Here is a 15,059-nt window from a genome sequence, read left to right as displayed (position 1 = left end):
GATTCATGTGTTCGGTGGGCTCATTCGATGCGACATCAACTCCGATTTCCAGCGAGAGCCCTCCCCCCCCGAGGAAGAAAGTCATGATGAGACCTCGTTCCTACCGTCGTGTCCTCATCGCCGCGACGGCTTTGTCCGTGATGTCCTCTCCGCTGGTGATGATTGATGGCGCGCAAGCCGTCGATGCTCCAGGGGCTAGACCCACCGGGGCTGGCGGGGCGGTCCCGCCGCCACAAACCGGTGACCTGCTCTACCGGGTGACGCCGTTGATCTCGCTGCCAGGGATGGATCGTGCTGCTGTCACTACCGGCGTGGATGTCACGGACGCTTCGATGTTGTTGGTGCGGATCGGTCCGGCTCTTCCTGGTCATGGCGATGACGGCTCCGGTGGTTTCCTCACTGGCCCAGGAACAATCGGTGCACGACTGAACCTGCTGAAGACCTGCCCTGGTGGTGAGCCAGAGAATTGGCGTCCGGTGGCGGCAAACGCCCGGGGCAATGTGATGGGTGTGGGGGAATGTCGATCGTGGGAAGACTCGCAGGTCTCGCAGCTGAGTGTGGTGTGGTCTTCGCTGGATGATTTCAGCGAGACCGTGGACGAGTGTCCGGCCGGGTCTGGTTGTCGCGTGGACGCGGTGGCGCTCAACGCTCGTGGCGCTGCGCTGACGACCAAAGAGATGACAGTTGCTCACTCGCTGGTGACGAACGTCACTGGGGGCGGGCAGAGCCGAGAGTTGGTAGCTGAACAGGACGGGATGCAGGTCCGGGGCACGGCATTAGCTGATGACGGCACTGTGGTCGGTGTGATGCAGGTGCGGGTGGGCGGCACGACGGTGTGGCAGCCCTTTGTCGCGCCGGGCCGTGCTCAGACCCCGGTGCCCTTGCCCTTGCCGGCCGGGATACCTGCGTCGGCAGTGGGTTCGGAGGTGCGGTTGCTGACGTCCCCTGACGGAAAGATGATCATCGCGCGTATCGGTGACAGCGTGGTCTCGTGGGATGCGGCGCGTACGGCGACAATCTCAGCAGCAGGGTCAGGTTTTGTGCCGGTGGATATCGCGGCAGATCACGTCGTGGTGGGTCGGACACCGCAGGGCCCAGCTCTGTGGCGCGGCGGGATTGTCCGAAGTGTGCAGGTCCGACGGTTGCCTGGCGATGCGCGACTGGTCGATGCGGGGGCGATCAACAAGCACCATCAGATTGCCGCGACCATGGGGTATCCAGATGGGCGGCGCAAAGCGGTCTTGATCAGTCCGGTGCCTCCGACGGAGCGGTGACGGCGTGGGGGAGTCGCACCGTAAAGACAGTGTTCCCTGGTGTGCTGTGGACGTGGACATCGCCGTGGTGAGCGGCGACGACAGCGGCGACGATGGATAGTCCCAGGCCAGTGGATGCTCCGGTGCGTTCTTCCGGTGTCTCAGTGAGACGGGCCCGGGACTCGTCGCCCCGGGTGAATCGGGTGAATACGCGCGGAAGGAGGTCGGCGGGGATTCCGGGTCCGTCGTCGACGACCGTGATGACGGCGTGGTCGGCTTCGGTGCGCACTGTCGTCGTCACGGTCGTTCCGGTGGGGGTGTGCACGCGGGCGTTGGCCAGGAGGTTCACCACGACTTGGGTGAGGCGTGATCCGTCACCGGTGATTTCGACGACATCTTCGGGCAGGCACATCTGCCATCGGTGATCCGGACCGGCGGCGCGGGCGTCGCTGACAGTGTCGATGACCAGTCGGGTCACGTCGACGGTGTCACTGGCCAGGGGGCGTCCGGCGTCGAGGCGGGCTAGGAGGAGCAAATCTTCGACGAGATGTGCCATCCGGGCTGATTCGGAGTCGATCCGACTCAGGGCATGTCTGATCCCTTCAGGGACGGGTTCGCTTTCTCGGCGGGATAGTTCGGCGTACCCCCGGATTGACGCCAGCGGAGTGCGCAGTTCGTGACTGGCGTCGGCGACGAACCGTCGTAATTTGGTTTCGCTTTCGTATCGGGCGTGCAGGGACGCGCCGACGTGGTCCAGGAGTTCGTTGAGGGCCGCGCCGACTTGCCCCACTTCTGTCCGTCGATCGGTGTCGCGGGCTGGTACCCGGTCGGGTAGGTCCACTTCGCCTTGGTGCAGGGGAGTGCGGGAGACCCGATCGGCGAGCGCGGCGACCCGGTCGAGGGGGCGGAGGTTGATTTGGACGAGGGCTGCGGTGCCGCCGGCGAGGACGAGGATTCCGGCGCCTCCCACCAGTGCGGTGACCAGGATGATGTTGTCGAGGGTGTCGACCATGGGTTGCAGGGGTAGCCCGGTGATGACGGTGGCGCCGTGGGGGCGTTCGGCGCGCACCAGGCGGTAGGAGCCGAGTTCTGGGCCGAGGTCTACGGTGCTGGGGCGTTCGGAGAGTGGCGCGGTGCGGAGGGTGTGGATGACTTGGTTGTTGCTGTTGGTGGCGTCGACGAGGTCGCCGGAGGTGGTGAAGGCGGTGAAGCGGAGGATTTTGTCGTCGCGGTAGGCGAGATAGAGGAAGTCACCGCCGATGCCGCGTCCGAGTCCGCGCTCTCCGGCGGTGGGTCGGGGCGGGGCGGGGGCGGTGCCGGGGTCCCCGGCGCGGGTCACGGTTTGGGCGACTCGGCGGTCGAGCTGCACGGATAGCGCATGTCGGGTCACGAGGAGGCTGACGACCCCGGTGGTGATGGTGACCAGAATAAACAGGGCCACGATCGAGGCGACCAGTTTGCGACGCAGTGACATACCTTCCAGCATCTCTTGTCCGCATCGACTCATGACCACATGACAAGGGGTGCACCGGAGCTGAGGCTGTTGTGGGTCTGTGTCGAGGCTGTGGATTAGGTGGTGGGAGGGCGCTGCCTGTGAGTGGATTAGGTGGCGGGTTTGAGGACGTATCCGACGCCACGCATGGTGTGGATCATCGGGCTGCGGCCCGCGTCGATTTTTTTGCGCAGGTAGGAGATATAGAGCTCGACGACGTTCGCTTGTCCACCGAAGTCGTAGTTCCAGACGCGATCTAGGATTTGCGCTTTGCTCAGCACTCGTTTGGGGTTGCGCATCAAATAGCGGAGCAGCTCGAATTCGGTGGCGGTCAGGGAAATCTCTACGCCGCTTCGGGTCACCTCGTGGCTGTCTTCGTCGAGGGTCAGGTCTCCGACGACCAGGAGCGAGCCGGATTCGCTGTGTGTCACGGCGGTACGGCGTAACAGCGCTCGGAGTCGGGCGACGACTTCTTCGAGGGAGAAGGGTTTGGTGACGTAGTCGTCGCCGCCAGCAGTGAGGCCAGCGACCCGGTCCTCGACGGCGTCTTTGGCGGTGAGGAAGAGCACCGGCACGTTGGGGTCCTTGATGCGGATCCGTCGGAGGACTTCCATCCCGTCGAAGTCGGGCAGCATCATGTCGAGAATGACCGCGTCGGGGGCGAACTCCTTGGCGGCTCGGACGGCGGCGACGCCCGTGGCTGCGGTCTGGACGTCCCAGCCTTCGTAGCGCAGGGCCATCCGCAGGAGTTCGGTGATGTTGGCTTCGTCGTCGACGACCAGGACCCGCACCGCCGAACCGTCCGGGCGGGTCAACGTCGATGGGGTGGGAGTGCTCATGAAGTAATTGAACGATGGATCTAGCGTTGCTGGCTATGTCCGCACTGTGCTGAGACTGTGAACGGCAGATCAGTCGAGCCGACAGGCTGTCACCACCATGCGACGGGCTGTCGCCACTCCAGGACTCGCGACGTCACGAGTGAGCGGCGGCCAGCTGCCTCGGCCTCAAAGCAGTTCGACATGAGATAGGGGCGGGTCGACCCGACCGGTCGATCCGCCCCTATCTCTGAGCTCACTCAGTCATCTGCGAGGGGTCACCTCACTGCCCGGAAATCACCCTTCTACGGCGGCGCTGCGTCCCGCCGCCGGTGACGATTCCACCACCGCTGTCGCCGGCTGCACCCCAGATCGATACAACCGGACCAGCCGCACCGACACCATGCAGAAAGCAATCAACAACAGCACCATTTTCGCGCTCTGCAGAAACACCAACCAGGCGCTCGCTGGGAAGAACGACGAGTAGAAATAGGGGTAAATCTGCTGTGTCAACAGTGTGGCTCCGGCGCAGACAAACATGATCGGAAACCAGTCATCGGTGCGCATCAACACGCCCAACAGCAGGGGCGCGACCAGCCAGCACATGAACTGTGGCGAGCCGACCTTGTTGAAGACGATGAGCGCCAGGACCAGCCCTAATGTCGCGAGCGGGAGGAGTTGGGCGAGGATGTCAGGGCGGCGTTGCCGCACGATCAGCAGGGTGATTCCCACCACGAAGAACGCGGCCAATGCCTGGATCGGGGTGGATGCTGCCGCCCAGAAGTTCACCCCGGGACCAGCGACCTCGACGGTGAGGATTTGCCGGTTGTAATAGCTGCGGAAACCTGGGACGCGCAGCACCGCACCCCAGTTATAAAGCACTGCGTACGTCGATTCGATCTGGATGCTGCGACCAGTCTGCTGAGTGACGAAGCTGAGAACTGGCCGGAAGCCACCGAAGATCGCCGAGGCGCCCACTAAGATCGCCGACACCACTGCTCCGACGGTGAAGACGGTCTTGCGCCAGGTGGTGCTGACCAGTGCGATCGTGATCACCGCGACCGGCCAGATCTTGATCCACGTGGCGAGCGCGAGCAGGGCCGAGGCGGTCCTGGGGCGGGTCGACAGCCACACCACGGCGACCACGGCCATGGGGACGGTGATCGAGTCGATGCGGCTCAGCGCGATCGGTCCCAGGAAGTAGGTCAGCAGGGTCCAGACCCAGCCAGCCATGATGCGCCGGTCACGGGAGAAGGGTTCCTCGTCGCGGAGCAGGATGGCCATGCCGATGCAGTTGAGGAGCACCGCCATGACGAACCACATCTGGATGTAACGCCCCAGACCGAAGATCGCGGCGAGCAACACTGGCGCCATAGCAAAAACGGGGTAGACGAAATCGACAGTGACTCCAGGAAAATTCCCTGAAAGTGCTTGCCTGGCCCATTCGATGTAGACATTCTTGATGTCGCCGATGGGGTTGACCTTGGTACCGTAAATATTGATGAGCGTCAGCAGCACTTGTGCGCCGAGGAATGCGATCCAGAGGAATCGCACATCGAGCAGGCGGTGCCGCACCGAGCGCGGAGCAGCATACATGACCCCCACCGTACATCATGAAGGTCCGCTCAGGCGTGGCCGACAGCGACGATGAGCGCCCCTCATGGTGCCGGAAATGACGCCCCATGTCGCTGCATTACCTGAGGGCATGTCAGATCGTGCCGTGTCGCATTCAATGCATGATTTCTGCTGATTTTATTGATGGAATTCTATGGTGCCTCGTCGCGGTGCTGAGCCGATCACGTCATGGTGTTCACGGTGCGCCCAGACCGTACTGCTCCCAGATCGCATTGGCCTGTTCTACTCGGCCGGTGTCGTCGAGCAGAATCGCCAATACTCGTGCCGCTTCAATGCGCACCCACACCAGGTCAGGGTCGTTGACGGCGTCGAGGACCTGACGCAGCAAGGGTTCAGCTTCGTCAGCACGGTCCAACGCGGCCAACCCGGAGGCCTGCAGCACCTGGGCTTCCCACTGCATGGCGGGGATCTGCGTGGCGTGGCGTTGCGCCGCGACCGCGAGGTCCACGGCTTGCGCTGATCGCCCTTGGGCCCGACATAGCCGGGCTCCTTGCAGCAAGAGGCTGCCGCGGAGAGCCTCGGCGTTGACGTCGTACCGGCAGTGTGGTGCCGCTGCCAACCGACGGGCGTCATCCACGCATGCGGTCAACGCAGCGAGTCCGCCTTCTAGGTCGGCTTGGGCGAGCGCGGCAGCTCGGCCGCGACGTGCCCCGACGTAGGTGTCCAGGTCGCCAGCGTCGAAGGCCAGCTCTCCGGCGCGTTCGTAGCCGGGGAGGGCTTCGTCGGCGGTGCTCACATCCCAGGTGAGTTCTGCGGCGCTCAGATAGGCTCGCGCAGCGTCTTGGAAGCGCTGGTCCTCTTCGAAAGCTTCCGCGGCGAGGAGGTGTGCCTGCCGGGCGGCTTCCGCGTCGCCGATGCGTTCGAGGGCACGTCCCAGGGTGCGACAGGTGGGGGCCACGGTCGTGGATCCTTGGGCTCGCACCTCGGGGAGGAGATCTTCGAGGAGCGCTGCGGCTTCCTCGGCTCGACCGATTTCCAGGAGAGCAACGCCGACGTAACTGCGCAGCGCCCAGGTGATCTCGCCGTGGGAGACGTATTCTCCGGCGCCGCGGCGAGCGACAGTGAGCAGGGTCGGCCAGTCACCGATCGCAGCGAGAGCAGCGCAGAGCTCCATCAGCGCGGGGACGGGCGCGGGCTCGCCCATGCCGCGAGATAGGTCGATGGCGCAGGTCAACGGTTCAACGGCTTCGTCGGGGCGTCCTTGGACGGCTCGGGCCACCCCGAATACCAGGTAGGGGAGGACCTGGGAGAGGCGGGGCGCACCGACGTCAGCGAGGAGCGACAAGGAAACACGCGCGTCGCTTTCTGCGGCCACTGGGTCGTGGTCCAGGGCGCGCCAACCGGCTCGGGCTAAGGTCACCGCCTGCCACCCCCGAGAACCATCCCGGCCGAAGGCCTGGGCCGCCCGTTCCAACCATGCGGTGGCGACCTGCGAATCAGGGTGGTCACCGAGTGATGTCATCGCGTTCGTGCTCTGTGGGGCATCGGCAGGCATGGAACGCACCAGGTCGACCACGGCATCCCACGATCCGGTGCCCTCTTCAGCGTCCAAAGCCGCCAAATCCACCCGAATCCGGTCGTCCAAGCCGTCGTCGTCACCGTGAGTGGCTTCGTCCAGGGCCCGTTCCAGCCAGGTACGTCGTTCAGCGGCGGGGTCCTCGCTGTCTGCAGCTGGGGTGACGCGACGGTCCAGGTACGCCGCGGCTGCCCACTCGGTGGGGGTGGTCGGTGCTGGCTGGTCCGCGCGGTGGTCACGCCAAGCGGTCAGCAGGTGGGAGGCCACCGGGTCGAACACCTCAATGGCGTGTTCGACCTGAGCCCGCCAAGATATCACCCCGTCGGGCAGCGCATCCGGGACCGCATGGGCGTCCGTCGTGAGGTCACCGCGGGCGATCAGTCGGGTGGCTGCGTCGACGGCGCTACCAATGTCGGTGGGGAGTTCCACTGCGTCGTCGTACGGCGTGAGATCAACCAGCGCCGCCAACCGCCGGGACACATTGGTGGTGCCATTACGGGCGTCGAAAGCCGCCGCCAATGATCCGGAGATCTCGCGCAGTTCGGCGGCGAGCAGGTCACTGTCTTCGCCGCCGACACGGTCAGGGACCACCCCGGCGGCGCGCCCAGCTTCGATGACCGCCGCAGATCCGGCAGCCATTTCCATACGTTCCAAGTCGGATTCGATGTCTTCAATCCAGCACAGGCGCGGCCCGAGCAGCCGCCAGGCTCGTTCAGGGCGGCCGGTGCGGGCGAGCCACACGAGGTGGCGAATCATCCCAGAAGACAAGGCTTGTCGTTCCCGAAGTTCACGCCATGACGCGACATGCGCGGCGACGGCTTCGTCGGTCCGGCCAGCGCGCATCAGCAGATCTAGAGCCACTGCCTGGGAGAACGCTGGTTCGTCCTGGCAGAGCAGCGTGCCATTGAGCGTGGGCAGAAGCGCAGTGAGGGCGCCGTCGGTGTCCCCGACAGCCACCGCGAGGGCACATTCGGAGGCGCCAGAGCAGGCAGGGCAGTCGGAGAGCTCGTCACGCGGGGTGGTGTGCATGACTGCGGTCGCGGCAGCCACATCATCGGGGGTGCCGATGTCACATTGCAGCAGGGCCCGATTGACAGCAGTGGCGTGGCGGAATCCGTCGGCAGCAAGGCGTTGTTCGATGTCGTCGTACAACCCGAGCAGCACATCCAAAGGGACCGAGCTGGTGTGACGCAGCCGAGAGAGCACGAACTTGAGATTCCATAACAGACTGTGCCGCAGGTCGTCAGGGAGAGGCACCTCAGGTTGTTCGAGAGCGCGAGTCAACCATGCTGCGACGGTGAACTCTTGCGGTGAAGGCGACCCAAAGACGTACGCCGTGTGCAGGGCATACCGGGCGTGAACGCGAGCCAGGAAATCACCGCTGTCATCGGCGGCAGTGACCGCTTCTTCGGCGGCGCGCACTCGATCCACGCCGTGGGGAAGTCCTTCGACGGCCCGCAACAACCGGTCGACGTCTGCTGTGCTGGTCATGCTCACTCCTGGACGCGCAGAGCGCGATCGATGAGGCAGGGCAGGGCCCGTGCCATGAGGGCGGTGTCAAAAGGACGCAGCCGGTGATGTCCGCTCACCAAGGCGTGGGCATACAAGGCTTCCACCGCAGTGGTGCACACCTCGTCGTCCTGCCGGTCCCGCAACGCCTGGATACTCGGATTCGCTATGTTCAAGACGAACTGCGGACGTCGCTCCCCTTCCCCCAACCCCCGCAACAGATCAGCCCACACCCCGTCGGATTCGTCGAGAGTTTCCCGACGGCGAGCAGCCGCCCGAGTAGCCCGACCGGCCAGCACCACCGCTGGCATCGATGCCGGTTCGAAAGAACGCACCACCACTTCACAGCCGGACCGGTCCAGCGCTCGCTGGGCGAGATCCAACAGCGGCAGGTACGACGCCTCCTCGTCAGCATCCGGGGCCGTCAGATCAGCCATCACCGCTGCCGGGGTCAACGCTTGGGTGTCGACGCCGTTGACTTCAGCGAACCGGCGCAGCAGCGCCCCTTCAAAGGCGTAGCCAGCATTGACCACTGAGGTGCCCTGCGCTGCCGCGAACGGAGCCAACTGCCGGAAGTCCTCCACAGACGCGGCGTATCGGATGACAGGTTGGCCGTGGGCGAACTCCGGCAGGCTCACCGGACCCAACGTCGATTCGAAAGCGAGCCAAGGCACCACTGCCGACAACAGGTCGTCGTCCTGAGTCGCCAACCGTTTCAACGTCACTTCGTGGACGTCGAGGAACGAGCGGATCCGAGCCGGATCGGTTTGCGCGGTCCGGGTCAACCAGCCGAGGATCTGCGCGCCTAACCGTTCGCGCACCCCGGCAAGGGTTGCGTCGGCATACAACGACTCGCGTCCGGCGGTCAACCGCACATTTTCGGTGTCGAGCACCGCTCGGACAAACACCGCCCAGTCCGGGAGGATCTCCGGGCACGAGTCGCTGACCAGCATGTGACGTGCATAGACCCGGTGAGTGCCGCGCTGACCCCCCGCGAACGGCATCACATAGGCCATGCCGCGAACACCGGTCTGGACGTCAGCGATTTCCACGGCGTGCAAGGGGACGAAACCGAAGAGTTCCTGGCACAGGTCCACCCCGGAGGCGCGCCTCGCGACCGAGGGCAAACTCGCCCCGTCTACGGCCTTTTCCCACGGGAAACGACGCTCCGCGAGATGCTCTGGCCCGTCGGCAGTGTTGACCACGATGTCGATAGGCAAGAACGCCGCGAACTGGCTCACCAAAAGAGTCACTTCAGCGGTGCGCAGCAGATGCGCCGCCGACGGGCGCGGCTGCAACCGCACCGTGCTTCCCGGCTGATCCTGCGGGATGTCGGCTTCATCGACGTGATAGACGCCGGTGGATTCGCCCCGCCACCGCCAGGTCGGTCCACCGTCGACATGTCGGGTGGTCAGCTCAATGGTGTCGGCCACCAGAAAACAAGACAGCAAACCGATGCCGAACTGCCCCATAAACCCTTCCCGACGCATCCCGTCGGTGGTGCGTTTTGACGACGCACCGATCGTGGCGAGGCACTGTTCGATGTCGTCGGGGGTCAGCCCGACCCCGTCGTCAGTGATGTGGAGGCAGCCGTCCTCGGCGACATCAGCGGGAGTGATGACGATCCGGCCCGTCGAGGCGCCACCTCTGCCGGGGAGACGCCGTCGCGCTTCGATCGCGTCGACTCCGTTTTGTATCAGTTCACGCAGGTAAACCCGCGGACTCGAATAGAGATGATGACTGAGCAGATCGACGATGCCTCGAAGGTCGACGTGGAACTGCGCCGTCACACCTGCCACCTCTGCTCCGCACACACCGCCCCATCATGGCACCACCAGTGACATGCAGGTGCCCCACTGTCCACGCCGCCACCTCCAGGCCGACCTGTCACACCCAGATATGGCAGCCACGACCGGGGCCGGCAGTCACGACCGGGGCCGGCAGTCACGACCGGGGCCGGCAGTCACGACCGGGGCCGGTCACCTCCGTGGAGATGACCGGCCCACCGGGACCTACCGTGACGGCGACGTCACCCGGATCAGCCGACGCGCTTCTTCAACCCGTCCAGTTCAGCCCGCAGCTCCTTCGGGAGCGCGTCACCGAACTTCGCATACCACTCCTCAATCATCGGGATCTCGGCCTTCCACCCGGCTTCGTCGTATGCGACTGCGGTGGCGACCTGATCTGGGGTCAATGACAGACCCGTGCAGTCCAACTCCTCTGGACGCGGCATCAGACCCACCGGGGTCTGCACGCCCTCAACGGTGCCTTCAAGGCGGTCCACAACCCACTTCAGCACCCGGATGTTGTCGCCGAAGCCCGGCCAGACGAAGTGCCCCTCGTCGTCCTTGCGGAACCAGTTGACCTGGAAGATTCGCGGCATCTGGTCCCCACCGCGGCGGCCCATCTCAATCCAGTGGTGCACATAGTCACCGGCGTTGTAGCCGATGAAGGGCAACATCGCCATCGGGTCACGCCGTACGACGCCGACTGCACCGGCCGCAGCGGCCGTGGTCTCCGAGGACAACGTCGAGCCAATGAATGTGCCGTGGTTCCAGTCTCGCGATTCATACACCAGCGGCACTGTGGTGGCCCGACGGCCACCAAACAGGATCGCGTCGATCGGGACGCCATTCGGTTCGTCGTACTCCGCGGCGAGCATCGGGCACTGCTTTGCCGGGGTGGTGAACCGTGAGTTCGGGTGCGATGACTTCTCCGCAGATTCCGGCGTCCATTCCCGACCCTTCCAGTCGGTCAGGTGCGCTGGCTTCTCGTCAGTCATGCCCTCCCACCAGATGTCACCATCATCGGTGCGGGCCACATTCGTAAAGACCGAGTTGCCCTTCTCGATGGTGCGCATCGCGTTGGCGTTCGTGCCATACCCGGTGCCCGGTGCCACCCCAAACAGGCCAAATTCGGGGTTGACGGCGTACAGTCGGCCGTCCTTGCCGAACCGCATCCACGCGATGTCGTCGCCGACCATCTCAGCTTTCCAGCCAGGGATCGTCGGCTCCAACATGGCCAGGTTGGTCTTGCCACAGGCGCTGGGGAAAGCGCCAGCAATGTAATAGGTCTTGCCCTGAGGGCTGGTCAACTTCAGGATCAACATGTGCTCAGCCATCCAGCCCTCATCACGGGCCAAGACTGAGGCGATCCGCAGCGCATAACACTTCTTACCGAGCAGAGCGTTGCCGCCGTACCCCGACCCGAAGCTCCAAATCTCTCGGGACTCCGGGAAGTGTGAAATGTACTTTGTGCTGCTGCACGGCCACGGGACGTCCTGCTGGCCGGGTTCGAGCGGGGCGCCGACCGAGTGCAGGCATTTCACGAACGGTGCGCGAGTCATTTCCATGCGGTCCAAGACCGCGGTACCGATCCGCGCCATGATGCGCATGTTCACCACAACATAGGCGCTGTCGGTGATTTCCACGCCATACTTTGGCTCGTCGGCATCCAGATGCCCCATCACAAACGGGATCACATACATGGTGCGCCCACGCATGCACCCCCGGTACAACTCGGTCATGGTCTCCTTCATTTTCTCGGGAGCCATCCAGTTGTTAGTGAAGCCGCAGTCCTTTTCGTCGACTGAGCAAATGTAGGTGCGGTCCTCCACCCGAGCCACATCGCTGGGGTCCGAAGCGCACCAGAAACTGTTGGGTTTGGCGGCGTCGTTCAACCGGACAAACGTGCCCGAGTCGACGAGAGCCTGATTCAAGTGGTCCCGCTCCGCCTCTGAACCGTTGACCCAGACGATCTCGTCCGGCAGCGTCAACGAGGCGATCTCCTCAACCCAGGCAGCCAGGTCCTCATGGGCTGTTCCGCCCTTGGTCGGCGTCATCATGTCGGTCATCGCCTCAACAATCCCTTCGTGTGGTGTGGTCACACTCAGGCAGTCGCTGCCGGGCTGAGCCGCACACGGCCACCAGAGCGTTGCTATCCGCTCGAACCCGCCACCTCGGCCCAGGGGAGTGGCGACAATCCGCTGGCGCCGACGCCACCTCGACCCCCGTTGATGAGTTGATGACGGAGCTCTGGTTTCACCGTAGTACCGGGGGTCGGGAGGGATTCAAGATCCACGACACGATGTTTTGTGAGGAGTAACTCACAACCCCAGGGGTTTGCCTGGGCACCATCAACCAAGGTAAGTAACACCTTATGAAGGTGGGGGCGGACAGGCGTCAATATGTCCGATATGGGGGATACATACACGTATGTATGTTCCTGATGTGACCGTGGCTTTTTCTGACGCCTTGTCGGCACCTTATGTCTGATGAGTGTGTGCCGACGTCGGCGCCATGGGACTGTGCGCCGTACCTTGGGGTGGTGTTTCTTAGCGTGGGCCTAGGCGAGATCCTTACTCCAGGATGAGCCAGCCAGGGGTGTCGCGTCAGCCAGATGCTCCACATTGGTCAAAGTCGTCTGCCGTAAATCTTTTTCCTGGCTGACTCCGAATTAAATGGCGGGCTTCTCACCCCAAGCCGCCCGTGGGCGGGTTTGGTGGGGTGTGTCCTGGGGTTTCGTGTCAGGAAAGTCGCCCATGGGCGGGGTCTTTTTCGCCCCAAGTCGCCCGTGGGCGGGTTTGGTGGGGTGTGTCCTGGGGTTTCGTGTCAGGAAAGTCGCCCATGGGCGGGTCTTTTACGCCCGAAGTCGCCCATGGGCGGGTTTGGTGGGGTGTGCAGTGGTGCGTGGTGAGGTGTGATGTGGTGCGGCTAGCGGATGTGGGGGAGCGTGGGGATGGTAGTGATGAGGGGCAGGGGGTAGCAAAAGACCCCGTACGCGAAAGCCGCAGTACGAGGTCTCTTGTTCTGTCTCAACACAGAGCGCTACTTGCTGGAGAACGGTGATAGTCGTCCCCGCCCTGAGGTCGCTGATTCCTCGGATGGAGAAGGCCTTGGGGTCAACAGCATGTTGGCAAGGCTCTGGGGGTCTCCCCGCGACCGAGTGCTCTCACCTATGGGACTCCGTGACGGAGCTGCGTCCCTCACTTGCACTCGCAGGTGTGCGTCACGCAGCGAGCTGACCCGTGAAGCCAATGCGATGCCGACGCCGAGGTTCGGCTCCTCGATGGGCACGGTGCGCTTGACTGTTGAAGCGAGAATCTGGTCAATAGCTAATTCAACTCCAAGAGCCTTAAAAAGCTTCGCATGTTGGCTATGGGAGATGAAGAGCAATAACCCGCACGTCTGTATCAAAGTTGCCCTGCATCTATTGCTTATGGCTGGATGGTGCTATCTCGATTGCAGTGCCCCCATTCAATCAAAGATGTTCTGTATCTATCGCGGACCTCTTTCGTCGTCGAGAAGGATGATCCTCAGATTTAGACATCTCGAAGATTTGGACTTCGAGATAACCTGGAATCAACTGGAACAGGCCCTATGAGGTGAGACGAGTGGGTTACGCGGCTCATCGCTCCAGCAAGTGGGGCGCGAAGTAATTACGACAGTGCAGGCCTAAATGTGGACGCTGATTTTTTTGTCGTAAACGGGAAGGTCGTGATTTGGGGTGCGTAAATGATGAGCGTCAATAAGCCTAAAAAATCTAACTTACCTTGTCCTTCTGCCTGGGTGAAGGCAAGAGGATCCAGGTTGAGATGGACATCCGTATTCGCAAGGATGCAGTCCAATATTCCCTAGGCATTCAATGAAAAAGTGCTGCGAAGATTCGCGATTCCTTATCTGCAGAAAGTCCGACTCCTTCCTTGAGGGCAGAAAACCGATCTACGTGGTTCACCGCCCCGATGGACTGCATCCAAGACCACGTGTCGGCGACCGTGTCAGAGAGCGGTCGAAGACGTAGCCCCGCGCGAAGCGCGGCGGAACAGTCAGTGGACCAGATGCCATCTGCTCCTACGCCTCGGGGAGCCCAAAAAGGCAATTCCGACCAGGGCTCGACCTCATGTGAGAGCAAGATTTCATCCTCGACGCTAACGGACCTAGCTGTGGTGTTGGTCACGGTCGCGCAGATGCTTAGGAGGTCGTCGAGCGTCCTTTCCGCGCTCACACCCGACACCACGTATCCCTTTCCAGCGGAGGACCTGGCGGCAAGCGTAAGTACAAAATCTGCGACGTCACGCGCATCAATAGGTGAGATCGGCACATCCAGCTTGGGACGGATAACGCTCCCTCCCTTGGCAAAGCGATCCAGCCACCATAGCAACCGTCCGACGTTCTCGTTGGGACCGATGAGAACTCCCGGATAAAGCACCGAGAGGCGAGGTCCAAACTGGGCCCTGAGGATGCGCTCGCATTCTGCTTTGGAGGAGCCGTAGCTGCGCTCATCTTTGGAGAACGGCAAGAGTGGGGATAGTTCCGACACGGGCTGCGCTGGCCAGTCGGCAAACGCACTGACGGACGAGATGAACACATAGTGATTGCAGATGTCGGCCAGCATCCTTCCAGACAGTGCGACGGTCTCTGGCTCAAAACCCGATGTGTCGACCACCAGATCGAACGGCCCATTAGCTCGTGCTCGCGCGAGAGTTTCAGTCTCGTTTCGGTCACCAACAATGGCTACAACGCCATGCGCGTTCGGGCGGCTAAGCCCACGATTCAGCACGAGAACTTCATGGTGCATCCGAAGGGCAGTCTCTGCGACAGCCCGTCCAAGAAACACGCTCCCCCCAATGATGAGAATTCTCATTACGCCGTCTCTTCCTTAGATAGTTCAGCTGGGATCCCCAGAGGTTTTCTATCTATTTGCTGTTACTGGTCAGAGGTGCAGTCGAGGTTCGGACCGTGTCTGAGCTCGGCGACGTATTGAGGCGCCGCGAAGATGTCGCTTTGTGACGGATACGACGATGAAAGTAAGGAGACGAGCAACGCTCCCTTCCTCGATAG

Annotated in this window: 8 protein-coding genes; 1 reads left to right on the top strand and 7 read right to left on the bottom strand. The window is 62.9% G+C overall.

The annotated features are described in order from the left end of the window. The first annotated feature begins 83 nt into the window (after nucleotides 1-83). A complete protein-coding gene (locus KEM60_RS06270; protein WP_219106675.1) occupies nucleotides 84-1,274 on the top strand; it encodes a hypothetical protein in 1,191 nt (396 codons plus the stop codon). Here the strand turns inward: KEM60_RS06270 and KEM60_RS06265 are convergent. The 7 genes from KEM60_RS06265 to KEM60_RS06235 all read right to left on the bottom strand — a co-directional run bounded on the left by KEM60_RS06265 (nucleotide 1,246) and on the right by KEM60_RS06235 (nucleotide 14,862). After that, nucleotides 1,246-2,727, bottom strand: a complete 1,482-nt coding sequence (locus KEM60_RS06265) for a cell wall metabolism sensor histidine kinase WalK (protein ID WP_255574326.1) — start codon at nucleotides 2,725-2,727, stop codon at nucleotides 1,246-1,248. The genes KEM60_RS06270 and KEM60_RS06265 overlap by 29 nt on opposite strands. Nucleotides 2,728-2,855: 128 nt before the next feature. Next, complete coding sequence (locus tag KEM60_RS06260) at nucleotides 2,856-3,584, bottom strand: response regulator transcription factor (protein ID WP_304502091.1); 729 nt, start codon at nucleotides 3,582-3,584, stop codon at nucleotides 2,856-2,858. Between the two features lie 273 nt (nucleotides 3,585-3,857). Further along, the gene (locus tag KEM60_RS06255) at nucleotides 3,858-5,156 is read right to left on the bottom strand and encodes a glycosyltransferase 87 family protein (protein WP_219106674.1); all 1,299 of its coding nucleotides are present in this window, start codon (nucleotides 5,154-5,156) and stop codon (nucleotides 3,858-3,860) included. A 214-nt stretch (nucleotides 5,157-5,370) separates the two neighbouring features. After that, nucleotides 5,371-8,202 (bottom strand): hypothetical protein, encoded by a 2,832-nt coding sequence (locus tag KEM60_RS06250; RefSeq protein ID WP_219106673.1) that lies wholly within the window; start codon nucleotides 8,200-8,202, stop codon nucleotides 5,371-5,373. Nucleotides 8,203-8,204: 2 nt separating this feature from the next. After that, a complete protein-coding gene (locus tag KEM60_RS06245; RefSeq protein ID WP_219106672.1) occupies nucleotides 8,205-10,010 on the bottom strand; it encodes an HSP90 family protein in 1,806 nt (601 codons plus the stop codon). A 248-nt stretch (nucleotides 10,011-10,258) separates the two neighbouring features. Then, nucleotides 10,259-12,073, bottom strand: a complete 1,815-nt coding sequence (locus KEM60_RS06240) for a phosphoenolpyruvate carboxykinase (GTP) (protein WP_219106671.1) — start codon at nucleotides 12,071-12,073, stop codon at nucleotides 10,259-10,261. Between the two features lie 1,787 nt (nucleotides 12,074-13,860). Continuing rightward, entirely contained in the window at nucleotides 13,861-14,862 is a 1,002-nt protein-coding gene (locus KEM60_RS06235; protein WP_219106670.1) for an NAD-dependent epimerase/dehydratase family protein, read from the bottom strand. Nucleotides 14,863-15,059 lie beyond the last annotated feature (197 nt).

It is taken from the genome of Austwickia sp. TVS 96-490-7B (assembly GCF_019331795.1).
Lineage (GTDB): Bacteria > Actinomycetota > Actinomycetes > Actinomycetales > Dermatophilaceae > Austwickia.
Note: the sequence above shows the minus strand (reverse complement) of the source record. Positions and strands in the feature narration are given on the sequence as shown.